This is a genomic window from Pseudomonas putida, assembly GCF_004357765.1.
Lineage (GTDB): Bacteria > Pseudomonadota > Gammaproteobacteria > Pseudomonadales > Pseudomonadaceae > Aquipseudomonas > Aquipseudomonas putida_U.
Window position 1 is genome coordinate 246,964 of sequence record NZ_SMTE01000005.1, and the last position, 26,347, is coordinate 273,310.

The following is a 26,347-nucleotide window of genomic DNA, read 5'->3' on the forward strand; positions in this document are numbered from 1 at the left end:
CAGCGCCACCGCCCCCCCCTAGCACCCCCTACCCCAAGCACATCTCCAAAAACCGCGCAGCCGCCCGCGAAGGCGTGGCAGCATGGGGCATCAGAATGGAAAAACGCCGGACCAACGACTGTGGCCCAATCCGCACCCGATGCAGCGCAGCATCTTCGTGGCGGATCGACATGGCCGAGACGAAGCCGATCCCCATACCCGCCCGCACGGCTTCCTTGACTCCCTCCACCCCAGCGATCTCCAGGCCCACGCGCATCGCCACGCCTTCACGGGCAAACGCCCGCTCGACCAGCTGGCGTACGCCCGACCCACTTTCACGCAGCACCAAGGGATAGCTTGCCAGCACGGTCAGTTCCTGGCGGTCCTGCCCGGCCAAAGGGTGATGGCTGGGCACGATGGCAACGATCTCGTCTTCGCGCCACGGCGTGACCTCGGTACCCAAGGGCAGGGATTGCCCAGGCGGACCTTCGATCAGGGCGATGTCCACGCTGTCCAGGGCGGCGACGATCTCGGCGCTGTTGCCGTTGCTGGTGGTCACCGCCACATCCGGGTAACGCGCCTGGAAGTCGGCGAGCAGGTACGGCAGCAGGTAGCTGGCCGGCGTGGTGCTGGCGCCGATGCGCAAGGTGCCGCGCTCCAGGCCGCGCATCGCCTCACGCAGGGCCTGGGCCTGGCGGAAGGTGTCGCGCAGGCGTTCGGCATGGGCCAGCAGTTGCTCGCCCGCAGGGGTCAGCCGCACGCCGCGGCCGGCGCGCTGATAGAGCGGCTCGCCGAAGGCGTCCTGTAGCAGCTTGAGCTGGCCCGATACCGCTGGCTGTGACAGGTGCAGGGCAAGCGCCGCATGGCTGATGTTGCCGTACTCGGCAACGGTGGCGAAGGTTATCAGTTGTTCTGGGGTCATATCATCAAAATATCAGCTAACCGGATATTTCGCATCGCAAATAACGATTTTTTATAAGCTTATAACCAGATTAACGTAGTCCTTGTCGAAACCACATTGCGCAGGACTCACCATGGCCACGCACTCCTCCCACTTCTCGTTTGCGCCCACCCAAGCCACCCGTGGGCGGCTCAACGGCATCCTCTTCATCGCCCTGTTCGCCTTGGCGGTAACCCAACTGGCCGCACTGCCGGCAGTGGCCAGCCTCGGCATCAGCCCGCTGATCGTCGGCATCGTCGCCGGCGCTCTGTATGGCAACGGCCTGCGCGACGGTGTGCCGCCCAGTTGGGTCAGCGGCATCGATTTCTCCGCACGTAAATTGCTGCGCATCGCCGTGGCCCTGTTCGGCTTGCGGGTCAGCCTGCAGGAAATCGTCGAGGTCGGTTGGTCTGGGCTGACGGTGGCCGTGCTGGTGGTGAGCAGTACCTTGTTGATCGGGGTCTGGTGCGGTACCCGCCTGCTCAAGCTCGACCGCGACACTGCCCTGCTGACCGCTGCCGGTAGCGCGATCTGTGGCGCGGCAGCGGTACTCGCCTTCGAGTCGGCGCTACGCAGCGCACCGCACAAGAGCGCCATGGCAGTGGGCAGCGTGGTGCTGTTCGGCACCGCGTCGATGTTGCTCTACCCGCTGGCGCTCAACCTTGGCTGGCTGCCGCTGGACACCCTCGGCACCGGGCTGTTTTTCGGCGGCACCTTGCACGAAGTGGCCCAGGTGGTGGGCGCGGCGAGCAATGTCAGCCCTGAGGTCACGCACATTGCCACTATCGTCAAGATGACCCGGGTGATGCTGCTGGTACCGGTACTGCTGCTGGTCGGGCTGTGGATCAACCGCTCGCCTCGACCTGGCCAGGGCGCGGACGCTGGGCGTATTGCCGTGCCATGGTTCGCATTCGGATTTCTCGCCCTGGTACTGGTCAATTCGCTGCAGGTGCTGCCGAGTAGCGTGACCCAGGCGGTCAACCAGTTCGATACCTTTGCCCTGACCATGGCCATGACCGCACTGGGCATGGAGACCCGCTTCAGTCAAGTACGCCAGGCCGGACCGAGGGCGCTGGTAGCCGGGGCGATACTCAACCTGTGGCTGGTTGGTGGCGGGTTGGCCATTACTCTGGGGGTACAGCGGTTGTTGGGTTGATTCTGGTAGATCGGCGTCGTTCTTTTCGCGGGTAAACCCGCTCCTACAGGTACTCCGTCGCTTCCGCAAACGGTGGCGTATCTGTAGGCGCGGGTTCACCCGCGAAGCAGGCGACACGGTATAAAGTTTTTCCGGTATGGTGTTGTCAAAGAAGGATGTTTTACCTGCACAGGAAAGACTTAGATGCCTCAACGCAATGTCATCAATGCATCCGTCAGCCCCAAAGGCAGCCTGGAAACGCTGTCGCAACGTGAAGTTCAGCAACTGAGCGAAGTCGGTACCGGTAGCCTTTATACCTTGTTCCGCCAGTGCGCCCTGGCCATTCTCAACACCGGCGCCCATGTCGATAATGCCAAGACCATCCTCGAAGCCTACAAGGACTTCGAAGTGCGTATCCATCAACAAGACCGCGGCGTACGCCTGGAACTGCTCAATGCCCCCGCCGACGCCTTCGTCGACGGCGAGATGATCGCCAGCACCCGCGAGATGCTGTTCAGCGCCCTGCGCGACATCGTCTACACCGAAAGCGAATTGGCCAGTCAACGCATCGACCTGGAGAGCTCCCAGGGCATCACCGACTACGTCTTCCACCTGCTGCGCAACGCCCGCACCCTGCGCCCAGGCGTGGAACCGAAAATGGTCGTGTGCTGGGGCGGGCATTCGATCAGTTCAGAGGAGTACCAGTACACCAAGAAGGTCGGCCACGAACTGGGCCTGCGCAAGCTGGACGTCTGCACCGGTTGCGGCCCTGGCGTGATGAAAGGCCCGATGAAGGGCGCGACCATCGCCCACGCCAAGCAACGGATGCATGGCAGCCGCTACCTGGGCCTGACCGAACCGGGCATCATCGCTGCCGAAGCGCCCAACCCGATCGTCAACGAACTGGTGATCCTGCCCGACATCGAGAAACGCCTCGAAGCCTTCGTGCGCGTGGGCCACGGCATCATCATCTTCCCCGGTGGTGCCGGCACTGCCGAGGAATTTCTCTACCTGCTCGGCATCCTCATGCATCCGGACAACCAGGATCTGCCCTTCCCGGTCATTCTTACCGGCCCGCGCAGCGCCGAGCCGTTCCTGCAGCAACTGCATGAGTTCGTCGGTGCCACCCTGGGCGATGCCGCGCAGCGCCATTACCAGATCATCATCGACGACCCGGCCGAGGTGGCTCGCCAGATGGTCGAAGGGCTCAAGGCGGTGAAACAGTTCCGCCGCGAACGCAACGATGCCTTCCACTTCAACTGGCTGCTGCGAATCGAAGAGGGTTTCCAGCATCCTTTCGACCCCACCCATGCCAACATGGCCAGCTTGGCCCTACACCGTGAACAGCCGCCACACGAGCTGGCAGCCAACCTGCGCCGGGCGTTTTCCGGGGTGGTCGCGGGCAACGTCAAGGACAAGGGCATCCGCCTGATCGAAGAGCACGGACCGTACCAGATTCGCGGTGACAGCGCAGTGCTGGAACCCCTAGGGCGGCTGCTGCAAGCGTTCGTCGACCAGCACCGGATGAAGCTGCCAGGTGGCACGGCCTACGTGCCGTGCTACCAGGTCGTGACCTGAGGCGCTAGCGGACCGCGCTGGCGACGGTGCGGTCACTCAGGCGAATGCTGTTTCGCCCTCCCCGCTTGGATTGGTACAGCGCCACATCACCCTGTTCGATCAACGCTGCCAGGCTCGGCGGCGGCTGGTCGAACAGGCTTGCGCCGATGCTCAGGGTCACCGCTTCGGGGGTCGGCACGCTCTGCTCGGCCGCGCGTTGGAACTCCTCGCGCAAGCGGCTGCCAAGGTCCACTACCCGTTCGCTGGAGGCATCGCTCAAAAGGATGACGAACTCGTCTCCTCCCAGCCGCGCCGCCAACGAACGCTCCGGCAGTACACCCCGGATCATCTCGCTCAAGGCCACCAACAGCCGGTCACCCGCTGCATGCCCGTGCAGGTCGTTGACCAGCTTGAAATTGTCGATATCGATCAGCAGCAAGGCGCCAGGACGGGCCGCCGTGACTTCCTTGAAAAAATGCCCAGCGCGCACCTCCAGTGCCCGACGGTTGTACAGGGCCGTCAGCGGGTCACGCGCCGCCAGACGAGCGATGCGTTCTTCGCGGCGGTAGCGCACGGTACCGGTCATCGACAACGCGATGAGCATGATCGCCATCGCCCCCTCGACCAGGGATATCTGGATGATCAGTCCACCGAAGGTAGCCAGATCGATCCAGGTGCCCGGGGTTACCGCGACGATGGCCTTGAGCACGTAGAACACGCCGTGCAGCAGCAACACGTAGCGCAACTGCACGGCCCCAACGCTCAGCGACTTGCCGTGCGGGCGCAGCAGGTAGCTGCCCTTCAGGGTGAGCAGCGCCACCAGTAGCGAGTTGACCATGAGCATGATCTTCGACCACTGCGGCCCGACCGGCAGCAGCAGTAAGGCGAACCACACCAGCAGGATCGACAGCCAGGCCCGCGACAGGCGCGTCTGGGTGAAGCGCACCACGCCGATCAGAAAGAATGCATGGGCCACGACCAACAAGCCATTGGCGAACCAGATACCGATCAACAACAAGCCGATACCGCGCAACAGCGCAAGGGTACTGCCCACGGTAATGGTGGCGAAGCCGGCGCTCCAGAACAGCAAGGAAGGTTCACGCACGCTGCGCCATTCGATCGCCAGGTACAGGGCAGCAGCTGCTGCCAGGGCGATGGTGATGGTCAGCATCGTGATGGGGTCAAGCGCCATAGAAAGAGTGGCCTGTCTGGGTAAACGGAAAAGGCCTGATTGTATGCGTTTAGCATGACTTTTCGCAGCGCCGCGCAGCGGTTTGCCCAGGCAATGATATTCCCCAGTCATCAACCGTTGCTGCCCCAGCCTTCCCTAGGGCCAGACGCCTGAACTTTGAACCCTGGAGCGGAGTTACAACACCCGTTTGATCAACGGCTCCAACCTACTGTAGCGCAGGCGCCGGAGGAACTTGCGTACCTCCTTGGGATGCTCGGTCTTTTCGCCCAGTTCGGCCAGCGACTGGATCCGCGGCGCGTGCCGACGAATGCCCTGCAGCTCCGTTTCCCGGGGGATCAGCCACTGCCCGGCAGGGTCGTCGATGAGCAAACCGTTCTCCAGGTCCAGGTTGAAACCACGGGGGTTGAGGTTATTACCGGTCAGTACGCTGTAGCGCTGGTCGACCCACACCCCTTTGGCATGGAAGGTGTGCCCGGGATCGTTCCAGATCCTCACCTGCAACTGCCCCCGGGCAATGGCCGCCGCGCGGCGCCGGGCAAAGGCACGCAGTGTATCCTCGTACAGGTATGGCAATGCCCCGCTGGCGCTGAACGGCTCGCCAGGGGCGATGTAGAAGTCGTTGGCGGTGCGGTGGCCGACGATCAATTCCACCTGCACACCGCGATCCAGGGCCTGGTCGATCTCGCGCATCACCACCCGTGGCGGGTTGAAGTACGGCGTGCTGATCACGATCTGCTGGCGCGCCACCGCGAGCAACGCGCAGAGCGTGCGGTTGAGCGGGTTGCCACGGCCTACGCCGAGTAACGGAATGACCCGCAGAGCATCGCCTGTGGCAGGGTCGGGCACGCTGTACACCATGCGCCGCAGGCGTGCACGCAGCCGGCGGATGTCCCCCTTCAGCTGTCGCGAAGCCGGTGGCGCAGGCAAGTCCAGGCGTGGTGTGGCAGTAGAGTGCAGCAGGCGCTGCACCAGGTCGACCATGGAGTCGGCCAAGGCCTGCGACTGGAACAGGTGGTAGCGATCCAGTCGATAGCGATCGAAGCGATGCAGGTAGACGTTGTTGAGACTGGCCCCGGTGTAAAGCACGCCATCGTCGATGATGCTGCCCTTGAGGTGCAACACGCCGAACAGCTCGCGGGTCTGCACCGGCACCCCGTGGATCACCACGTCCAGTCCACGCAATTGGCGCTGGGCCTGGTACCAGGCCGCATTGCCTGGCTGCCGGCCGGCGCCGAGCAAGCCGCGACGGGCACGGAACCAGTCGACCACGACCACCACCTGCAGCTCCGGGCGCGCAGCCTTGGCCTGGTACAAGGCATCGAGCACCTCCTGGCCGGCCTCGTCCTCTTGCAGGTACAACGCGACGATGACGATGCGCCGAGTCGCCGAACGGATGCGTTCGAGCAGACAGGCCCGATAGGCTGCCGCATCGGGCAACACCTGAATCGCATCGGGGGTGATGGGAAAACCGGGTAACGCCGCCAACATCGATTCAGGATTCAACTACGTTCACCTTCAGTTTGCATTCAGGTCCATTCCTGGCCGCTGTGCCGGGGTGTAAGATCTGCCCGACAAGGACGGCCCACGACAAAAAGAAACAGGCGAGGATTGTTTTCCCACTGCCCTGACCACCCAGGCCCAGCTTGTACAGGAAGATCGCGATGGCCCACCCCGCTTGCGCAACGATAGCTCCCGCTGCACCGCAGACCTTCGGTTTTCTGATCTTGCCCAATTTCACCACCATCGGCCTGGCGTCGGCGGTGGAGACCCTGCGCATGGCCAACCTGGCAGCCCGTCACACCTTGTACCGTACCGTACTGATTGCCGCCAGTCCGGAACCGGTCATCGCCAGTAACGGCATGCGCGTCCTGCCTGACTACAGTATTGCAGACGCCCCGCCCCTGGATGCCCTGTTCGTGGTCGGGGCCAACCCGATCGACCGTAGCCGCAGCAACCGTCCGCTGCTCGACTGGCTGCGCCAACTCGCTCGCCGGGGCCTTCCGCTGGGCGGAATCTGCACGGGCAGCTACCTGCTGGCCAGAGCCGACCTGCTCAAAGGCTATCGCTGCACGATCCACTGGGAAGACATCCACGTCCTGCAGGAGCATTTCCCCGGCATCGTCATTTCCAACCAATTGTTCGAACTCGATCGCGACCGTTTCACCTGCTCCGGTGGCGTGGCAGCGATGGACATGATGCTGCAATTGGTGGCGCGCCAGGCCGGCGGCCAGGACGTGGCGGCCAAGGCCGCCGAGCTGCTGCTGTGTGACCGGGTGCGTGGCGAGCGCGAACGCCAGCGGGTGCCACTGCGGACCCTGCTCGGCAGCGCCCAGCCGAAGTTGAGCCAGGTCGTGGCGATCATGGAGGCCAACCTGGAGGAGCCGTTGGGCCTGGACGAGCTGGCCAGCCTGAACGATGTGACGGTTCGTCAGTTGGAGCGCTTGTTCCACAAGCACCTGCAGCGTACGCCAAGCCAGTATTACCTGGAGCTACGCCTGTCGCGGGCACGGGAACTGCTGTTGCGCAGCGATGTGCAGGTGCGGGAGGTGGCGCTGGCCTGCGGGTTCAGCTCACCCGCGCACTTCTCCAAGAGCTACAGTCGCTTCTTCGGCCTGTCGCCGCTGGGCGAGCGGCGCCAGGCTTCGTTGCACTGAGCGGCATCCAGGCCCTTGCCGGACTAGTCCTTCAGGTCGGCATGGGCGGTTTCGCGGCACATCAACATGGCCAGCAATGCCACCAGCGCCGCGGCCAACAGGTACCCCGCTGGGGCCAGTTTGTTGCCAGTGACCTGGATCAACCAGGTCGCGATGAACGGCGCGGTGCCACCGAACAACGCGTTGGCCAGGTTGAAGCTCAAGGCGAAGCCACTGAAGCGCACAGCGGTCGGGAACAGCTCCGCCAACAGACACGGCAAGGTGCCGTCGTTCATCGCCAGCATTGCGCCAAAGAAGATCTGGATCGCCAGGATCACCAGCAACGGCTGGCCATCGAGCAGCTTGAACAGTGGCACGGTCAAGCCCAGGAACAGTAGCGAAGCCACCACCAGCATGGTCTTGCGCCCGAACCGATCGGACAGGCGCCCCATCAGGAAAATAAGGCCGATGTAGGTCGCCAGCGACACGGTCGAAGCGATGAACGAGTCGCGCTCGCTCATGCCCATCTCGGTGGACAGGTAGGTCGGCATGTAGCTGAGCAACAGGTAGAACGCCACGGCATTGAGGCAGGTGACGCCCAGACCGATCGCCAGGCTGCGCCGATGCCGGCTCAGCAACTCGCGGATCGGCGCCGGCGTCATGCCGGCCTTGCGTTCCAGACGCTGTTCCATTTCGAGAAACTTCGGCGTGTCCTGCAAGCTCATGCGAATGTAACGCCCCACCAGACCGAACGGTGCAGCCAACAGGAATGGCAGGCGCCAGCCCCAACTGTGCAGAGCCTCGCTGCTCAGCACTTCATGCAGCACCGCGACGAATGCCGCGCCGAACAGCAAGCCTGCCGCAGTGCTCGCCGGTACGATGCTGGTATACAGCCCTCGCCGACCCGCTGGCGCGTACTCGGCAAGGAATGCCGCAGCCCCGGCGTACTCGCCTGAAGCAGAGAACCCCTGTACCAACCGGATCAACAAGAGCAGGCAAGGCGCCCACAGGCCGATTTGCGCGTAGCCCGGCAGCAAGCCGATGCAGAACGTAGAAATCGACATGATCAGTATCGACCAGGACAAGGCGTTGCGTCGCCCGTGGCGGTCGCCGAAGTGGCCCCAGACCACACCGCCCAGGGGACGGACGAGAAATGACAGGGCGAACACCGCAAAAGTTGCCAACAGCCCCGTGGTCTTGTCGGCTTGGCGAAAGAATGTTGCCGCGATGATGGTGGCCAGATAACCGTATGCGGCGTAATCGAACCACTCGACGAAATTGCCCATGAAGCTTGCGCGGGCGGCCTTGCGCAAGGCCTGGCGTTCGGCGCTGGGAGCCGCGCCGTCGAGGGTGGGAGCGTTCAGGGTGGTGCTGGTCATGACGGATACCCTCTGGTTGTTCTAATTGGAGGCAGGGTCTGAAGGTCATACGGCGGGTTTCTTGTTGTATGTGCCGGCCGCTGTAGAGGCAACGGCCGGCGCTGGGCATCACTTGCGGATGATGTTGTGCTCCGGCCCGTAGGGGAAATGGGTGATGTTTTCGGCACCGGTCTCGTTGACGATCAGGATATCGTGCTCGCGATAGCCGCCCGCACCTGGCCGCCCTTCGGGCAGCATGATCATGGGCTCGATGGACACCACCATGCCCGGCTCCAGCACTGTGTCGATGTCTTCGCGCAGTTCCAGCCCTGCCTCACGACCGTAATAGTGGCTGAGCGTGCCGAACGAATGGCCGTAACCGAAGGTGCGGTACTGCAACAGGTCGTGCCGCAGGAAGATTTCGTTGAGCTCACGGGCGATGTCGCAGCAGCGCATGCCCGGGCGCACCAACTTGAGCCCTGCTTCATGCACCTCGACGTTGGCCTGCCACAGGCGCAGATGGTCGTCCGGGCAGTGGTCGAGGAACAACGTGCGCTCCAGCGCGGTGTAGTAACCGGCGATCATCGGGAAGCAATTGAGGCTGAGGATGTCGCCCTTGTTGACCTTACGACTGGTCACCGGGTTGTGCGCGCCGTCGGTGTTGAGCCCGGACTGGAACCAGGTCCAGGTATCCATCAGTTCGCCGTCTGGGAAACTGCGGGCGATTTCGCGGACCATCGCCTGGGTGGCGTGCAGCGCCACCTCGTACTCCGGCACCTGCTCACCCAGCGCCTCGACCACTGCTGCACCACCGATATCGGCAACCCGGGCGCCGTGGCGGATCAATGCCTGCTCCTCGGCCGACTTGATCATGCGCATACGCATGCACGGTGCACCGATGTCGAGCAACTCGGCCTTCGGATAGCAGGCTGCGAGCTTGGCGTGATTCTGCAGGTTGAGGTGGTCGTATTCGACGCCGATACGCGAAGCCAGCGGCAGAGCCTGCTGGATGGCGACGAAGTAGTTGTCGCGCTGCCAGTCGGTGTAAACGATGTTGTCGGTCCCCATCGTGCGCCGCCAGGGCTGACCGCCGTCGATGTTGGCGCTGATCGAGACCACCTTGTCCTGCGTCACCACCAGGGCATAGGGGCGGCCGAACGAGCAATAGAGGAAGTCGCTGTAGTAGTTGACATTATGGTACGAGGTGAAGATCGCCGCCTCGATGTCCTGTTCGGCCATATAGGCCCGCAGGCGGGCGTGGCGGGCGGCGTACTCCTGCGCGGAGAAGGTCGGTTGGACCTTGGCGCCATTACGGATTTTCAGAGTCTGGGGCATTTGCATGGTCGGTGTTCCTTGTCGTTGTGAGCACGCTGTTCAGGCCGGCCGCCTGAGATGCATTGCAACAGAACCGACAGGGACGCTTTTGTATCTATCCGACCCGAAATTGGCGCAATGGCCTGCGCCCATGAACGAGCAAACCCGCCGCCCCAGGGACGACGCCGAACATGGCGTCGCTCCTGAAGCGGCGGGTCAGCCCTGCCACCGGTGCCGCTACTTCAAGTCAAAACGATCGAGCTCCATGACTTTCACCCAAGCCGCGACGAAGTCCTTGACGAACTTGTCGCCGCTGTCGGAGCTGCCATACACCTCGCTCAGGGCACGCAACTGGGCATGGGAGCCGAACACCAGGTCGACGCGACTGCCGGTCCACTTCACCTGGCCGGACTTGCGATCACGGCCCTCGAAGCTGTCGTTGTCCGCCGAGGTCGGCTTCCATTCCACGCCCATGTCCAGCAAGTTGCGGAAGAAGTCGTTGGTCAGCACGCCTGGCCGATCAGTGAACACCCCCTCCTTGCTGCCGCCATGGTTGGCGCCCAACACCCGCAGACCTCCGATCAGCACGGTCAGCTCAGGCGCGGTCAAGGTCAGCAACTGCGCCTTGTCCAGCAGCAGCTTTTCGGCCTTGACGCTGTACTTGCTCTTGCTGAAGTTGCGGAAGCCGTCGGCCAGCGGTTCGAGCACGGCGAACGACTCGACATCGGTCTGCTCCTGGGAGGCGTCGGTGCGCCCCGGACGGAACGGCACCTTGATGTCGTGGCCGGCGTCCTTGGCGGCTTTTTCCACGGCGGCGCTGCCCGCCAGCACGATCAGATCGGCGAGCGAAATCTGCTGGCCGCCGGCCTGGAACTCATTGCGCACGTTCTCCAGGGTGGCGAGCACCTTGTCCAGCTGTTGCGGCTGGTTGGCAGCCCAGGATTTCTGCGGCTCCAGTCGGATCCGCCCGCCGTTGGCACCGCCGCGCTTGTCGGATCCACGGAAGGTCGAAGCCGCTCCCCAGGCGGTACTGACCAGTTCGGCAACGCTCAGCCCCGAGGCCAGCACCTTGGCCTTGAGTGCGGCAATGTCCTGCTCGCTGACCAATGGGTGGTCGACCTTGGGCAGGGGGTCCTGCCAGAGCAGCTCTTCCTGCGGGTTCTCCGGCCCCAGGTAGCGGGCCAGCGGGCCCATGTCGCGGTGGATCAGCTTGTACCAAGCGCGGGCGAAGGCATCCGCCAACTGGTCGGGGTTGTCCTTGAAGCGCCGGGCGATGGGCTCGTAGATCGGGTCGAAACGCAATGCCAGGTCGGAGGTCAGCATCGATGGCGCATGACGCTTGGTCGGATCATGGGCATCGGGCACGGTACCGGCGCCCTTGCCTTCCTTGGGTCGCCACTGGTTGGCACCCGCCGGACTCTTGGTCAGTTCCCATTCGAAGTTGAACAGGTTGTTCAGGTACTCGTTGCTCCAGCGTGTCGGGGTGGAGGTCCAGGTCACCTCCAGACCACTGGTGATGGTGTCCCCGCCCTTTCCTGTGCCGAATTTGTTGGCCCAGCCCAGGCCTTGCTGCTCGAGGCCAGCAGCTTCCGGCTCAGGGCCGACGTTGTCGGCAGGTCCGGCGCCGTGGGTCTTGCCGAAGGCATGGCCACCGGCAATCAGAGCGACGGTTTCTTCATCGTTCATCGCCATGCGCCCAAAGGTTTCGCGGATATCCTTGCCCGATGCCACCGGGTCGGGATGGCCTTCAGGCCCTTCTGGGTTGACGTAGATCAGGCCCATCTGCACCGCGGCCAAGGGGTTTTCCAGGTTGCGCTCGCCGGCCAGGGTGCGGCTCTGTTCCTCGCCATGCTTCTGCGGCTCGGCGACCAGGTCGCCTTGCCCGGGTGCCTGAGCCTTGCCATAGCGCGTATCGCCACCCAGCCAGACCTTTTCCGAGCCCCAGTACACGTCTTCGTCCGGCTCCCAGACATCGGCGCGCCCGCCGGAGAAGCCGAAGGTCTTGAAGCCCATGGATTCCAGGGCGACGTTACCGGTGAGCACGATTAGATCGGCCCAGGAGATCTTGTTGCCGTATTTCTGCTTGATCGGCCACAACAGACGCCGGGCCTTGTCCAGGCTGACGTTGTCCGGCCAGCTATTGAGGGGGGCGAAACGCTGTTGGCCAGAGCCCGCACCGCCGCGCCCATCGCCGATACGGTAGGTGCCGGCGCTGTGCCAGGCCATGCGAATGAACAGCGGACCGTAGTGGCCGAAGTCGGCCGGCCACCAGTCCTGGGAATCGGTCATCAGAGCGTTCAGGTCTTTTTTGAGGGCCTGGAAGTCGAGGCTTTTGAATGCCTTGGCGTAGTCGAAATCCGGATCCATCGGATCGGACTTGGCAGAGTGTTGGTGGAGAATCCTCAGGTTGAGCTGGTCAGGCCACCAGTCACGGTTGGTGGTGCCGCCACCTGCGGTTTGATGGAACGGGCATTTCGATTCGTTCGACATCTGCTATTACCTTTTGGTCGGTTATCCAGATTTCCGGTCTATGCCAGGTGTTCTTTCAGCCGAGCGCTTGGGGGCTCGAGCTGCCCCTCGTCAGGACAGGTCGGTCACGGGCTTGCGAGGCTGCCATGGCGGCGTGGCACGGTCTTGCACCCAGGTGCTGACACACCGCCCGAACGCGGTTTTCGCGAAGCCAGGGAAAAGACTAGCCGAGCTTGGGCAGAGAGCTAATAGAGTGGGTATTGAGGGGCGATAGTCTGGGTCTTTCGTCCGCCCCTGCAGCGGCCAGCGGCCTTGACCATGCGCGGCACTACTTGCGCCGCTGCATCCAGGCCGCACCCAGACCGCTCAGGCAGATGATCGAGATACCCAGCAAGCTGGCATCATCGGGCATCTGCCCGTAGATCAGCAGACCCAGCAGGCCAGCGAAGACGATCTGGCAGTAGCTGAACGGTGCCAGCAGCGCCGGTGCGGCATGCCGGAAGGCCTGGGTCAGCAACAGATGCGCGCTCATGCCGAAGCCGCCCAACGCCAGCATCAACAACGCGTGGTCCCAGCGCGGCCATTCCCAGAAGAACGGCACCAGCAAGCTCATCACCAGGGTATTGCACAGGCCTGCATAGAAGTTGCTGGTGGTCGGACTGTCGTGGGCGGCCACCAGCCGGGTCAGCAGCTGATAGAAACAAAAGCCCATGGCCGAGCCGAACGGATAGAGGATGGCCGGGGTGAACATGGCGCCGCCGGGGTGCACCACCACCAGGACACCGATAAAGCCCAGGACCACCGCCACCCATTGCCCCGCCGTGACCCGCTCGCGCAGCAGCGGTGCCGAGAGCGCGGTGACCAGCACCGGAGCGAGAAAGTTGACCGACGTGGCCTCCGCCAACGGCAGGTACTGCAGACCCGAGGTGAACAGCAGGCTGGTGCTGAGCAGGCACAGCGCACGCAGTGTCTGCAGCACCGGGCGGCGGGTGCGCAGTACATTGAGCCCGGCCTTGGGCAGGAAGATGCCGGCCATCAGCAAGGTATGCACCACATAGCGCGCCCACACCACCAACACCACCGGATACACGCCGCCAAGGAATTTCGACAGAGCGTCATGGCTGGCGAAGAGAAATGTGGCGACCACCACCAGGGCGATGCCACGCAGGGGTTGGTTGACTCCGGACAGCGGTGTGCTGGAACTCATGGCGTTCTCGACTGCGGCGCGGCAGGGTGCCGGGCCTTGGGAAAGCCGCGCAGGTGTGACCTGGCGGATACAACAGCTCGAATTCTAGAAGAGATACGACAACTTAAGGAAGTTCCTTGAGAGGTTGCATCAAGCATCGGCGCTTTGTGTTCGCTGATCGACCACTTTTCGGCCAGCGCGCATGGTTCCTCCTGCGTCGAGCGGGCAACATCGACGGCAGACCTACTCGAGACAAGGAGTTTTCATGCATAGGCTCACCACCCGCAACGGCCTCGACCTGCCTGCCATCGGCATGGGCACCTGGCCGATGACCGGCGCACAGTGCACCCAGGCCGTCCGCCAGGCCCTGGAACTGGGCTATCGGCACATCGACACCGCCACCGCCTACGGCAACGAGGACGCCGTCGGCCAGGCCCTGCGCGAAAGTGACGTGCCCCGTGAACAGGTGCACTTGACCACCAAAGTCTGGTGGGACCAACTGGAGCCCAAGGCGATGCGCCAGTCGCTCGAAGACAGCCTGCGCAAGCTGGGCACCGAATATGTCGAACTGTTCCACATTCACTGGCCCGGCAAGGACATGGACCTGGCGCGCAGCATCGACACCCTGGTGGCCCTGCGCGATGAAGGCAAGGTGCGGCATATCGGTGTGGCCAACTTCCCGCTCGGCTTGCTGCGTCGCGTGGTCGAGGTGTTGGGTGCGCCGTTGTCGGCGATCCAGGTCGAGTATCACGTACTGCTCGAGCAACAGCCCCTGCTCGACTATGCCCGTCGCCACGACCTGCTGCTGACAGCCTATACCCCACTGGCCCGCGGCCTGGCCGCCGAGCAACCGGCGATTCAGGCCATCGCCCGCAAACATGGCGTGCTACCCAGCCAGGTGGCGCTCGGCTGGCTGGTTGGGCAAGACGGCGTGGCGGCGATTCCCAAAGCCAGCAGCCGCGAGAACCAGCTGGCCAACCTGGCGGCGCTGCAACTGCGCCTGGACGATGATGACCGCGCGCTGATCGCCGGCCTGCCCAAGGACCGGCGGGTGGTCAGCCCGGAATTCGCCCCGGACTGGAACGCCTGACCCCCGCCGTGGCCGGCCTCAGCCGGCCACCGCCTGCACCTGCGTCAGACGCTCGCTGGCCGGCGCAGGCCGGCCATACAGGTAGCCCTGGAAGTGCGAGCAACCCTCCGCCGCCAGCCGCCGCATCTGCTCGGGCGACTCCACCCCCTCGGCGGTGGTCTTGATCATCAGGCTGTTGGACAGCTCGGTGATCGCGCGGATGATCGACATCGCCTCGCGACTTTCGCACATGTCGTGGACGAACGACTTGTCGATCTTGATCCGGTCGAACGGGAACGAGCGCAGGTAACCCAGCGACGAATATCCGGTGCCGAAGTCGTCCAGCGAGATGGACACACCCAGGTCCTTCAAGGCCCGGAGGATGCGCACGTTCTCATCACTGTTGCCCAGCAGCACCGATTCGGTGATCTCCAACTCCAGCCGATGGGGAGCCAAGCCAGAATCGGCCAGGGCCAAGGCCACCGAGTGGGCCAGATTGGCGTTCTTGAACTGCACCGGCGACAGATTGACCGACACGGTCTGCTCGGTGCCCCAACTGGCAGCTTCCTGGCAGGCGAGGTTAAGGGCACGGGCGCCGAGCTCGTGGATCAGGCCGGTTTCCTCGGCGATCGGGATGAAGTCCATCGGCATGACCATGCCCCGGGTCGGGTGCTCCCAGCGCAACAGCGCTTCGTAGCCCGTGACGCTACGGGTCTGCTGATCGACCACCGGCTGATAATGCAGATGCAGTTGCCCCAGGTGCAGGGCGGTACGCAGATCGGTCTCGACCAGGCGACGCTGACGGGCGGCCACATCCAACTCGACGTGGAAGCATTCGTAGCGATTGCGGCCATTGCGCTTGGCTTCGTACAAGGCCATGTCGGCATAGCCCAGCAGTTGCTCGGCCTGGTCGTTGTCGTCTGGAGCGATGGCCACGCCGATGCTCACGCCCACCGAAAACTGGTGACCCTCGATCTGGAACGGCGGGCAGATGGCATCGATCAGGCGCTGCGCGGTGTTGCAGGCCGCCTCCCGGTTGTCCAGGCGGGTCAACACCACGGCGAACTCATCACCGCCCAGGCGCGCCAGGGTGTCGTGCTCGCGCAGCTCTCGGCGCAGACGCTTGCCCAGGGCGCGCAGCAGCTTGTCGCCGAAAGCATGGCCAAGCGAGTCGTTGATGTTCTTGAAATTATCCAGGTCCAGGCACAGCGCGGCGGTCAGCTTGCCACCCTCTTCGCCACGCACCAGCGCCTGCTTCAGCCGCTCATTGAACAAGGTGCGGTTGGGCAACCCGGTGAGGGCATCGTGGTGGGCCATATGATGGATCTGCGCATGGGCGGCCAACTGCTCTGTGGCGTCTTCGGCCACGAACAGCACATAGTCGGCCTGGCCTTCGCGGTTCTGGCTGAGCAGCGCACGGCTGCGCAGCGTCCGCGGCCCACAAGCGGTGTCGACTCGGGTTTCGGCGACATAGCCCTTGGCACTGCGGGCGCCGCGGGCGAATTGCTGCTCCAGGTATTCGGCCACGGCCGGCGACAGGCACTCGGAGGGCAGGCGACCGATCATCGGCATGCCCCGCCCGCCGAACAGGTCCTCTGCCTGTTGATTGGCCAGCAGGATTCGCTGGCTGGCCAAGTCCTGGACGATGACGCTGGCCGGAATGTTGGTAATCACTGAATCGAGAAACTGCGAGACCGTGGCCATCTCCTGGCTGTACTGCTCGGCCAAGTCCTTCGCCTGGAGCAGTTCCTGTTCCTGGCGACGGCGTTCGGATATATCCCGAGTGACCTTGGCGAATCCCAGCAACTGACCCTGGTCATCGCGCAAGGCATCGATGATGACGTGGGCATGAAACGTGGTGCCATCCTTGCGCACGCGCAGCCCCTTCTCTTCGAAGCGCCCCGTGGACCGCGCCCGTTCGAGGTTCTGTGCGGGCAAGCCGGCTGCACGCTCGGCGTCGCTATAGAACAACGAATAATGCTGGCCGACGACTTCTTCGGCCAGGTAACCCTTGGCACGTTGGGCCCCTGGGTTCCAATTGGCGACGATTCCCTCCGGGGTGAGCATGTAGATGGCATAGTCCACTACGCTCTGGATCAACAGCCGGTACATGATGTCGGGGCTTGCGACTAGCGACATTGGATTTCCCTGAATCTGCGGCATGCTCGAATAGGCCCCCCCGATTTGGAGCGGGCGAGCCTGATGAATGAGTAGTGGCATTATGCCGCGCAGGGTTATTTTTTGTGAAGTGGGTCACAAAGTTTTGCAGGGATGGCGCATGGGTGGGGGTGCGCTCACCCCCGGGCCCGATCATTTTTCCTGCAGGACCGCCCGCCCTTTGACTGCTCGTGGCCCGCGCCAGGCCCAGAAAAGCAACCCGGGCAGAGGGGCATACACCACGAACACTATCCACAGCATCTTCCGCTCCGCACGGCGATCGCTGCCGATGATGTGCCAGATAGCCCAGATTTCCAGCATGATCACCACAGCGGCGACGAGAATCCAGAGGGTTCCGACTTCCATACGTTCTCTCCCATTGGCATGTACTGTTTTGGTTTGCAGAATGCGTCAAGGGTTCATTCGGATTGTCTTTCCCCGTGCCACCCGCCACACTCTGCCGGCGAGCCAGGAAGCGGAGTCCAGAGTGCCAACACCACGTCAATTCAGCAAGAAGACCAGTACCAGCAACATGCTGCGGCTCAAGACCGGCGCCAGCAGCGAGGCGGCGCCCTACCGCGTCGGTTTCGTGCTGCTCGAACACTTCTCCATGGCCAGCTTCACCGTTGCCATGGACGTGCTGGTCACCGCTAATCTGCTGCGCTCCGACAGCTTCCGCTTCACGCCGATGTCACTGGACGGCGACCGCGTGCTGAGCGACCTGGGCCTGGAGCTGGTCGCCACTGAACTGGCCCACCAGACCGTGGGTGAGCTGGACCTGCTGATCATCTGCGGTGGGCTGCGTACCGCGCTCAAGTACCCCATGCTCGACCGCCTGCTCGATGACTGCGCCGCCCATGGCATGGCGCTGGGCGGGCTATGGAACGGCGCCTGGTTCCTTGGCCGTGCCGGAGTGCTCGATGACTACGGTTGCAGCATCCACCCGGAGCAGCGCGCCAGTCTTTCCGAGCGTAGTCCGCAAACGCGCATCACGCCAGCCAGCTTCACCCTCGACCGCGACCGGCTCACCGCCGCCAGCCCTAACGGCGCCATGGAGCTGATGCTGGGCCTGGCGCGCCGTCTGTATGGTGATGGCCTGGCCGAAGGCGTGGAGGAAATCCTCTCGTTCTCCGGCGCCCGCTACCGCCAAGTCGGCTCGGGTGCGAAGAAATCGATGAGCCTGCACCTGCGCACCATCGTCGAACTGATGGAGAACAACCTGGAAGAAACCCTCAGCCTCGACCAGCTGGCGGCCTACAGCGGTCGCTCGCGACGGCAGATCGACCGGTTGTTCCAAGCGCAGCTGGGCACCTCGCCGCGGCGCTATTACATGGAGCTGCGCATCACCAAGAGCCGGCGCCTGCTGCAATATTCCGATCTGTCGGTAATGGAAGTGGCAGTGGCCTGCGGCTTCGTTTCGGTGTCGCACTTCAGCAAGTGCTACGCAGCCTACTTCGGCTACCCGCCGTCGCGGGAGCAACGGCTGGGCGAATGAACCTGGCTCAGGCGTGGATATAGCGCATCACCGCCTCGCAGATCATGTCCTTGTGGCGCTGCTTGACCTTTTCGTCGGAAAGCTCGATCTGGAAGATCTCGCTGAAGGTATGGCGGTTGGATACGCGGTAGAAACAGAACGAGCTCATCAGCATGTGCAGGTCGATGACCTCGATACCGGGACGGAACACCCCCTCCTGCTCGCCACGGCGCAACGTACGGGCCAACGCTTCGAGCACCAGGCTGCTCATCTCGCGGATCACCGGCGACTGCTTGACGTATTCGCCATAGTGGATGTTCTCGGTACAGACGATGCGCACGAAATCGACGTTGCGGTCGTGGTGATCGAAGGTGAACTCGACCAGACGGCGAATCGCCTGCTCGGCCGGCAGCGACTCGAGGTCGAGGCTGTGCTCGGTCTTGCGAATGTCACCGTAGAGCTTGACCAGGCACTCGACGTACAGCTGCTCCTTGCTGCCGAAGTAGTAGTAGATCATGCGCTTGGAGGTGGCGGTGCGCTCGGCGATGGCGTCCACCCGCGCGCCGGCCAGGCCCTGCTGGACGAACTCGTTGATGGCGGCCTGAAGGATGTCCTCACGGGTTTTCTCGGGGTTGTTCTTGCGCGACTTGCGCCCCCCTCCGGTCTCAGACTGGCCGAGGCTGACTAGCGAATCACTCATACCCACTCACAGGCTATTTATTGGAATAAGTGGGGGATTATCCGTGAGCCGGACGGGTGTGGGAAGCGCGCTGTTGGTCGGAGGGTGAGATGGAGGGTTGCCTATTCCGGCCTCTTCGCGGGTTTACCCACGAAGAGGCCGGAGCGGAAAGAATCACAGCACCGGCTTGCGCGGCGCCCCGCTGCGGCGCTTGGCCATGGCCGCCAGGCGCACCGCCACGTTGGCCGCGCCATAGCCGGCATAGCCACCCTTGCGCTGGATGATCTCGAAGAAGAAGCGCTCCTCGAACGGCTCGGTATAGACGTGGAACAGCTCGCCACCCTGGGCGTCACGGTCGTACAGCACGTTGTAGTACGCCAGCTCGCTGAGAAACTCGTCGTCGAAGTCGAAGCGCGCGGCGAGGTCATCATAATAGTTCAGCGGAATCTCCAGCAGCGGCACGCCGGCCTCCTTGGCTCGCGCCACCTCTTGGAAGATGTCCTGGCAATCGAAGGCGATGTGATGCACGCCCGATCCCCGGTAGCTGGACAGCGCATGGGCAATGGCGGTGTTGCGGTTTTCCGAGATATTCAGCGGCAAGCGCAGGCTGCCACACTGGCTGCGCAAGGCGCGACTCTTGACCAGGCCATAAGGGTCAGGCAGCACCACCTCGTCATCGGCAGCGAAGTCGAAGAGGCTCTTGTAGAACAACACCCAGCTGTCGAGCGACTCGGCCGGCAATGCCAGGGCCATGTGGTCGATGCGCCGTAGGCCACCGTTGGCCTGGGCTTGGGTGTCGAGGCGGAAGTCGGTGTCGTACAGGCTCGGGCCATCGCCCTGTCCCACCAGATAGATCAGGCTGCCATCCGGCGCCCGTACCGCGGGCACTTCGCGCTCGTTGGGGCCGACCAGACCACGGAACGGCTGGCCACGGAAGTCGGTGGCGCGCTGCAGCGCTGCGTGCTCGTCACGCACCCGCAAGGCCGTGGCACACAGCGACGGACCGTGGGCTTCGAAGAAGTTGTGGCCAAATGAATACGGCTCGGCATTGAGCACGATGTTGATGTCGTTCTGGCGCAGCAGGCGCACCGCCTTGCTGCGGTGCTGGCCAGCCTCGGCAAAGCCCAGACGCTTGAGCCAACCGCCCAGGCGCGCCCCCACCGCTTCGTCGACAGCGAATTCGAGAAACTCCACGCCGTCGTAGGCGCTGGCTGCCGGCGGGCTGAACAACACACCGGGCTCCACGGCAATGCCCTGCTGCTGCAGGCGCAAACCGGTCTGTTCTTCGAGGTACAGCAGCGAGCGCAGACCGTCGGCGGCGTTCTGCCGAGTCGGTGCGGCGCGGAAGCCGTCGTTGAAGATCTCCAGCGACAGCGGGCCACGGTAGCCGGTGGCCAGGATCGGTGCCAGGAAGCCCGCCAGGTCCATCTCGCCTTGTCCGGGGAAGCAACGGAAGTGCCGGCTCCACTCCAGCACATCCATGGCCAGGATGGGTGCGTCGGCCATCTGCACGAAGAAGATCTTGTCACCGGGGATGTCGCGGATGGCAGCGGGATCGCCCTTGAGTGACAGGGTATGGAAGCTGTCGAGGATCACCCCCAGGGCCGGATGATCAGCCTGGCGCACCAAGTCCCAGACTTGCTGGTAGGTGTTGACGTGTCGGCCCCATGCCAAGGCCTCGTAGCCGATACGCATGCCGCGGCGGCCGGCGTGCTCGGCCAGCAGGCGCAGGTCGTCCACCAGCACGCGCTCGTCACTGATGGCATCGGCCTGAACGTTGCTGCAAACCAGCACCAGGTCGGTGCCCAGCTCCTGCATCAGGTCGAACTTACGCTCGGCGCGGTCGAGGTTCTTCTGCAGGCGGTCGCGGCGGCAACCTTCGAAGTCGCGAAACGGCTGGAACAAGGTGATCGCCAGCCCCAGGTCGGCGCACATCTGGCGCACCTCGCGCGGGCTGCCCGCATAGTAGAGCAGGTCGTTCTCGAAAATTTCCACACCGTCGAAACCGGCGGCGGCGATGGCTTCGAGCTTTTCTGGCAGTGTGCCGCTCAACGACACGGTGGCAATCGAACGCTGCATGGTGGAGTTCCTTGTTATGGGTGGGACGACGGTAGCGGAACGGGCAAATCGCCAGGTAACCGATTCTGGCACCTTCGATTATTCGCAGGTAAAGTCTGGCCTTCAATCAGTTTGTACGGAACAGTTAGTTTTGTGTTCGATTATCGCACAGAACCCCTTTTAGCGAATTGCCTCGCCGCCAAGCGTGGGCAACCATGAGTCCCAGATGTGACCAACCCGACCGGCCTCCTGCCCCACCGGTCGCTCGGCGGAAGTTGCTTCGACAAACCCAGAAACGAACATAATAAGTACAAGAACAATGGAGACAACGATGGCTCACTCCAGCTCTCAAGCCAAGAAAGCGACCGCCAGCGGTTGGATCGGCTCGGCACTCGAGTACTATGACTTTTTCATCTATGCCCAAGCTGCAGCGCTGATTTTCCCGCAGATCTTCTTCCCAAATACTGACCCCAAGATGGCCATCATTGCCTCGCTGGCGACTTACGGCGTGGGCTACCTGGCGCGTCCGGTCGGCGCGTTCGTGCTGGGCCACTGGGGTGATACCCGCGGACGCAAGAACGTACTGCTGCTCTGCATGTTCCTCATGGGTCTGTCGACCATGGCCGTCGGCCTGCTGCCGACCTACCACGACATCGGCCTGCTGGCGCCGGCCCTGCTGGTGGTGTTGCGCCTGATTCAAGGCTTTGCGGTGGCTGGCGAGATCTCCGGCGCCAGCTCGATGATCATGGAACACGCACCGTTCGGCCGGCGCGGCTACTACGCCAGCTTCACCCTGCAAGGTGTGCAGGCTGGCCAGGTACTGGCAGCGGCGGTGTTCCTGCCACTGGCCTACTTCATGCCCAGCGAAGCCTTCAACGAATGGGGCTGGCGCATTCCGTTCCTGATGAGTGCCCTGGTACTGATCGCGGGCTTCATCATCCGCAAGGAAGTCCACGAGACCCCGGCCTTCGTCAATGAAGAGAAGCAGGCCAAGGTGGCTAAATCGCCGGTCAGCGAGGCCTTCCGCCACAGCTGGAAGCACATGGTGCTGGTGATGTTCATGGCCCTGATGAATGTGATCCCGGTGGTTGCGACCATCTTCGGCGCGGCCTATGCGGTACAACCGGCCTACGGCATCGGCTTCGACAAGAGCGTGTATCTGTGGATTCCGGTGGTCGGCAATATCGTCGCGGTACTGGTGATTCCGTTCGTGGGTAACCTGTCCGACAAGATCGGCCGACGCCCGACCATGATCGCCGGCTGCATCGGCTCGGGGCTGCTGGCGTTCCTCTACCTGTATGCCATCAGCATCCAGAACGTGCCGTTGGCCTTCGTTGCCTCGATCGTCATGTGGGGCATGGTGTACCAAGGCTACAACGCGGTGTTCCCAAGCTTCTACCCGGAGCTGTTCCACACCCGCTACCGCGTCTCGGCCATGGCCATCGCACAGAACGTCGGCACCATGCTCACCGCGATGCTGCCCGCACTGTTCGCCATGGTCGCGCCGCCAGGCTCGGACAACATCCCGCTGGTGGTCGGTAGCCTGGCGTTCTTCATCACCTGCGTCTGCGCCCTGGCGGCATACATTGCCCCGGAAACCCACCGCCTGGCGATGGAAGATCTGGGTAACCCGCAGGCCAAGCCAATGGAAAAACAGGCCTACGAGGCGAGCCGCAAAGACAGCTTTCAGGCCGTGAGCCACTGACAGCTACGGCAAGCCGGCTCCTCCAGGCACCGCACTGCCTCGGTAGGAGCCGGTGAGCCGGCGATGGGCTGCACAGCAGCCCTTGACGCCCTCACCCCCTGACCACGTCCTGCAAGTTCTGCCACAGCCGCTGCACATCCCCGCGCTCGGTCGGCAGCGCGCCTACCGAAACCCGCACCATCCAGCGCCCATTCAAGGTCGCCGGCGTCACGTACGCCGCTCCCGATGCATTGAGTCGCTGAGCCCAGGCCTGGGTATGCGCATCCAACGCCTCCCCTTCCATCCCTTCCGGTCGATGTTGGATGCACAAGGTCTGCAACTGCACAGGGGCCAGCAGTCGCCACTGTTCGGCCGCCTCGACCTGTTCGGCCAACCAACGGGCATTGTCCAGGTCGCGACGCAAGCGTTGCTGCAACGCTTCGACCCCTTCACTGCGCAGCATGAACCACAGTTTCAGGGCACGGAAACGACGTCCCAGCGGAATCCCCCAATCTCGCAGGTTCTTCACCTCCCCATCGACCGCCGACTGCAGGTAGCTCGGGTTGGTGCTCATCACCCGAATCAGGTGCTGCGGATCGCGCACATAGTAGATCGAACAATCGAAGGCGACGCCCAGCCACTTGTGCGCGTTGACCACGACCGAATCGGCCAGCTCGATGCCATCCCACATCCAGCGGCATTCCGGGAGGATCATCGCCGAACCGGCCATGGCCGAGTCGACGTGCAGCCACAGGTCGTGGGCCTGGGTCAATTCGCCGATGGCCCGCAAGGGGTCGAGCGCCGTGGTGGCGGTGGTACCCGTGGTGGCCACCACCGCACAGGGATGGTTACCGGCGGCCAGGTCCTGTTCGATGGCCGCGCGCAGGGCCTGCGGGTCCATGGCGAAGGCATCGTCGGTGGCGATCAGGCGGATGTTGTCGCGGCCGAAACCGGCCAGCAACGCCGCCTTGTCCACCGAGCTGTGGGCGTGGGCACTGACATAGACGACCAATGGCCTGGTCTCGGCCTGCAGACCGCCGCGTACCAGGGCGTAGTCGGTGGCGCGTTCGCGGGCGCTGATCAGAGCCACCAGGGTGCTGGTCGAGGCAGTGTCCTGAATCACCCCACTCCACTGCGCCGACAGGCCGAGCAATTGGCGCAGCCAGTCGAGGGTGGTTTCCTCCAGCTCGCTCAGCGCCGGGCTCGACTGCCATGACAGGCCGAGCACGCCCAAGCCGGTGCTGAGGAAGTCGCCCAATACCGAGGACAAGGTGCCGTTCGAGGGGAAATAGCCATAGAAGTCGGGGTGCTGCCAGTGCGACAAGCCAGGCATGAGCAGTTTGTCGACGTCGCTGAGGATCGCCTCGAATGCCTCGCCTCGCTGGGGGGCCTGGCTTGGCAAGGCCTGTTTGAGGTAGCCCGGCTCGACCTGGGCCATGACCGGGCGTTCGGCGATGTTCTGCCGATAGTCGGCGATCAGGTCGATCAGTTGGTGGCCATATTGGCGGAATTGTTCTGGGGTCACGTGGAGGGCTCCTGTGGGTGATCCGGTGTCCATACCGGCCCCTTCGCGGGCAAGCCCGCTCCCACAGGTACAGCGCAGCCCTTGAGGACTGTGACTTACCGGTGGGAGCGGGCTTGCCCGCCAAGGGGCCGGCTCAGACAACACAAGCCCCCAGTCTAGGCGCTAGAACACAGCCCAAGAACCCCGCTTCACGCATACCTGCTATGGCGAACCCGGCTCCCCGCCCTGCACCCCGAACTGCGACTGACGCCACAAGTCGAAGACCCGATTACGCAACCAGCGGTGCTCGGCCGAAGCCTGCAAGCGCTGGTGCCAGACCACCCAATAGCGCTGGGTGTGCTCGATGAACCCAAGCGGTCGCCATGCCAGGCGGTGCAGTCGGCACAACTGGCGGGCGATGTGCTCGGGAACAGTCGCCAGAGCCTGGCCGTTGCCGATCACCTGCACGGTGGCGGAAAAGAACGGCACCTCCAGACTCACCCGCCGTTGCAGCCCCTGGGCGCGTAGATGCCGATCGATGAAGCTGTCCTTGTCACCACCGCCGGAAATTCGCACATGCTTATAGCCCAGGTAATCGTCCTGGGTCAGCGCCCGTACGGCGGACAACGGATGATCGTCACGCATCAGGCACACCGCCCGATCCTCGCCCAGCAGGCGCCCATGAAGGTTGGGCGGCGATTCGTCGAACAAGGTGGTCGCCAGGTCGATTTCGCCGCTGGCGAGCAAACCGTACTGACCGGCCTGCCAGATCCGGTAGTCGATGGCCACGCCAGGCGCCTCACGCTCCAGCGCCGCCACCAGCAACGGCAGCATATGCTCGGCGACATAGTCGGAAGCAGCCAGGCAAAAGCGCCGTTCGCAACGGGCCGGGTCGAAAGTTGCCGGCTGGCGCAGGGCCTGGAGTTCGTCCAGCACCTGACGCAAAGGCTCGACCAGGCTTTCGGCATGTTCGCTGAGCACGTAGCCACGACCCTGACGCACCAACAGCGGGTCATCGAACGCTTCACGCAGATGCGCCAGTTGGCGGCTCAGGGCCGACTGACTGACACCCAGCCGCTCGGCGGCGTGACTGAGGTTCTTCAGGTGCAGCAGTTGGTCGAGGGTGCGCAGGTGGGCGATGCTGAGGGAGGCGAAGGTGGGGTTCATGCAGGTTCCCCTCGGCAGGGCAGACAGGCCCCATCGGCAGCGATGGGACCTTCAGAACAACCTGACCTTCAGGCAGTCAGGCCGACGTACACGTTCTGCACATCGTCGTTCTCGTCAATCGCTTCGAGGAAGGCTTCGACTTCTGCCAGTGCCTCGGCGCTCAGGCTGGCCGCGCTCACCGGATTCTTCGGGGTGTAGCCGATCTTCGCCGAGGTCACGGTGAAGCCGTGCTCCGGCAGGGCTTTCTGCACGGCGTCGAGGTCGGTGGTGTCGGTGATGAACAGGGTCGACCCCTCTTCTTCGCCCGGCTCGAAATCCTGGGCGCCCGCTTCGATGGCGGCCATTTCCGGATCGGCATCACCTTCGGCGGTGGCTTCGATCAGGCCGACATGGTTGAAGTCCCAGGCGACCGAACCGCTGGCGCCGAGCTGGCCCTTGCGAAACAGCACACGGATCTGCGCCACGGTGCGGTTGACGTTGTCGGTCAGGCACTCGACGATCAGCGGCACCTGGTGCGGGGCGAAACCTTCGTAGCTGACCGCCGAGTACTGCACGGCATCGCCATCCAGGCCGGCACCCTTGCGGATCGCCCGCTCCAGGGTCTCGCGGGTCATCGAGGCTTTCTTGGCCTGCTCCACCGCCAGGCGCAGGCGCGGGTTCATGTCAGGATCGGCACCGGATTTGGCGGCGATCTGAATTTCCTTGGCCAGCTTGCCCATGATCTTGCCTTTGGCGTTGGCTGCGGCTTCTTTATGCTTGGCTTTCCACTGTGCGCCCATGTCGACTCTCTTT

At 63.5% G+C, this 26,347-nt stretch carries 20 protein-coding genes; 6 read left to right on the forward strand and 14 right to left on the reverse strand.

The genetic code is table 11. The features are described from left to right. Positions 1 to 28: 28 nt before the first annotated feature. A complete protein-coding gene (locus tag E2H86_RS09600; protein WP_133327066.1) occupies positions 29 to 901 on the reverse strand; it encodes a LysR substrate-binding domain-containing protein in 873 nt (290 codons plus the stop codon). Between the two features lie 112 nt (positions 902 to 1,013). On the opposite strand from E2H86_RS09600, the gene E2H86_RS09605 reads away from it, so the two are divergent. Both E2H86_RS09605 and ppnN read left to right on the forward strand, forming a co-directional pair. Beyond that, positions 1,014 to 2,075 carry a YeiH family protein gene (locus tag E2H86_RS09605; protein ID WP_133327068.1) on the forward strand — a complete coding sequence of 354 codons (1,062 nt, stop codon included), beginning with the start codon at positions 1,014 to 1,016 and terminating at the stop codon, positions 2,073 to 2,075. 183 nt (positions 2,076 to 2,258) lie between these two features. Beyond that, positions 2,259 to 3,632: a nucleotide 5'-monophosphate nucleosidase PpnN gene (gene ppnN, locus E2H86_RS09610; protein ID WP_133327070.1), complete on the forward strand. Its 1,374-nt coding sequence runs from the start codon at positions 2,259 to 2,261 to the stop codon at positions 3,630 to 3,632. Positions 3,633 to 3,636: 4 nt separating this feature from the next. On the opposite strand, the gene E2H86_RS09615 is transcribed toward ppnN, so the two are convergent. Together E2H86_RS09615 and pssA are read right to left on the reverse strand one after the other, a co-directional pair. Continuing rightward, positions 3,637 to 4,803 carry a GGDEF domain-containing protein gene (locus E2H86_RS09615; protein WP_165976051.1) on the reverse strand — a complete coding sequence of 389 codons (1,167 nt, stop codon included), beginning with the start codon at positions 4,801 to 4,803 and terminating at the stop codon, positions 3,637 to 3,639. Between the two features lie 174 nt (positions 4,804 to 4,977). Continuing rightward, positions 4,978 to 6,291 (reverse strand): CDP-diacylglycerol--serine O-phosphatidyltransferase, encoded by a 1,314-nt coding sequence (gene pssA, locus E2H86_RS09620; RefSeq protein ID WP_165976052.1) that lies wholly within the window; start codon positions 6,289 to 6,291, stop codon positions 4,978 to 4,980. 173 nt (positions 6,292 to 6,464) lie between these two features. On the opposite strand from pssA, the gene E2H86_RS09630 reads away from it, so the two are divergent. After that, entirely contained in the window at positions 6,465 to 7,457 is a 993-nt protein-coding gene (locus E2H86_RS09630) for a GlxA family transcriptional regulator (protein ID WP_133327076.1), read from the forward strand. A 23-nt stretch (positions 7,458 to 7,480) separates the two neighbouring features. Here E2H86_RS09630 and E2H86_RS09635 read toward each other — a convergent pair whose 3' ends face one another. The 4 genes from E2H86_RS09635 to E2H86_RS09650 form a co-directional block, all read right to left on the reverse strand. Beyond that, positions 7,481 to 8,815 carry an MFS transporter gene (locus E2H86_RS09635; RefSeq protein ID WP_133327078.1) on the reverse strand — a complete coding sequence of 445 codons (1,335 nt, stop codon included), beginning with the start codon at positions 8,813 to 8,815 and terminating at the stop codon, positions 7,481 to 7,483. A 108-nt stretch (positions 8,816 to 8,923) separates the two neighbouring features. Beyond that, complete coding sequence (locus E2H86_RS09640; protein WP_133327080.1) at positions 8,924 to 10,135, reverse strand: M24 family metallopeptidase; 1,212 nt, start codon at positions 10,133 to 10,135, stop codon at positions 8,924 to 8,926. Positions 10,136 to 10,345: 210 nt separating this feature from the next. Further along, positions 10,346 to 12,598 carry a catalase/peroxidase HPI gene (gene katG / locus E2H86_RS09645; protein WP_133327082.1) on the reverse strand — a complete coding sequence of 751 codons (2,253 nt, stop codon included), beginning with the start codon at positions 12,596 to 12,598 and terminating at the stop codon, positions 10,346 to 10,348. 307 nt (positions 12,599 to 12,905) lie between these two features. Continuing rightward, positions 12,906 to 13,784, reverse strand: coding sequence for a DMT family transporter (locus E2H86_RS09650; protein ID WP_133327084.1), 879 nt, complete (start codon positions 13,782 to 13,784; stop codon positions 12,906 to 12,908). Positions 13,785 to 14,028: 244 nt separating this feature from the next. Here E2H86_RS09650 and E2H86_RS09655 point away from each other — a divergent pair, with 244 nt between their 5' ends. Next, a complete protein-coding gene (locus E2H86_RS09655) occupies positions 14,029 to 14,853 on the forward strand; it encodes an aldo/keto reductase (RefSeq protein WP_133327086.1) in 825 nt (274 codons plus the stop codon). An 18-nt stretch (positions 14,854 to 14,871) separates the two neighbouring features. Here E2H86_RS09655 and E2H86_RS09660 read toward each other — a convergent pair whose 3' ends face one another. Both E2H86_RS09660 and E2H86_RS09665 read right to left on the reverse strand, forming a co-directional pair. Next, positions 14,872 to 16,971: a putative bifunctional diguanylate cyclase/phosphodiesterase gene (locus E2H86_RS09660; protein WP_133327088.1), complete on the reverse strand. Its 2,100-nt coding sequence runs from the start codon at positions 16,969 to 16,971 to the stop codon at positions 14,872 to 14,874. A gap of 171 nt (positions 16,972 to 17,142) precedes the next feature. Next, entirely contained in the window at positions 17,143 to 17,355 is a 213-nt protein-coding gene (locus tag E2H86_RS09665; RefSeq protein WP_133327090.1) for a PLD nuclease N-terminal domain-containing protein, read from the reverse strand. 121 nt (positions 17,356 to 17,476) lie between these two features. On the opposite strand from E2H86_RS09665, the gene E2H86_RS09670 reads away from it, so the two are divergent. Beyond that, positions 17,477 to 18,484: a GlxA family transcriptional regulator gene (locus E2H86_RS09670; protein ID WP_133327092.1), complete on the forward strand. Its 1,008-nt coding sequence runs from the start codon at positions 17,477 to 17,479 to the stop codon at positions 18,482 to 18,484. Positions 18,485 to 18,491: 7 nt separating this feature from the next. On the opposite strand, the gene E2H86_RS09675 is transcribed toward E2H86_RS09670, so the two are convergent. Then, positions 18,492 to 19,163: a TetR/AcrR family transcriptional regulator gene (locus tag E2H86_RS09675; protein ID WP_133327094.1), complete on the reverse strand. Its 672-nt coding sequence runs from the start codon at positions 19,161 to 19,163 to the stop codon at positions 18,492 to 18,494. 153 nt (positions 19,164 to 19,316) lie between these two features. Beyond that, positions 19,317 to 21,221 carry a 3-dehydroshikimate dehydratase QuiC gene (gene quiC / locus E2H86_RS09680; protein ID WP_133327096.1) on the reverse strand — a complete coding sequence of 635 codons (1,905 nt, stop codon included), beginning with the start codon at positions 21,219 to 21,221 and terminating at the stop codon, positions 19,317 to 19,319. Between the two features lie 310 nt (positions 21,222 to 21,531). Here quiC and E2H86_RS09690 point away from each other — a divergent pair, with 310 nt between their 5' ends. Beyond that, positions 21,532 to 22,905, forward strand: a complete 1,374-nt coding sequence (locus tag E2H86_RS09690) for an MFS transporter (protein ID WP_133327098.1) — start codon at positions 21,532 to 21,534, stop codon at positions 22,903 to 22,905. Between the two features lie 91 nt (positions 22,906 to 22,996). On the opposite strand, the gene E2H86_RS09695 is transcribed toward E2H86_RS09690, so the two are convergent. The 3 genes from E2H86_RS09695 to E2H86_RS09705 form a co-directional block, all read right to left on the reverse strand. Continuing rightward, entirely contained in the window at positions 22,997 to 24,409 is a 1,413-nt protein-coding gene (locus E2H86_RS09695) for a DOPA decarboxylase (RefSeq protein ID WP_133327100.1), read from the reverse strand. Positions 24,410 to 24,610: 201 nt separating this feature from the next. Then, positions 24,611 to 25,555, reverse strand: a complete 945-nt coding sequence (locus E2H86_RS09700) for a LysR family transcriptional regulator (RefSeq protein WP_133327102.1) — start codon at positions 25,553 to 25,555, stop codon at positions 24,611 to 24,613. A gap of 68 nt (positions 25,556 to 25,623) precedes the next feature. Further along, a complete protein-coding gene (locus E2H86_RS09705; RefSeq protein WP_133327104.1) occupies positions 25,624 to 26,334 on the reverse strand; it encodes a YebC/PmpR family DNA-binding transcriptional regulator in 711 nt (236 codons plus the stop codon). Positions 26,335 to 26,347 lie beyond the last annotated feature (13 nt).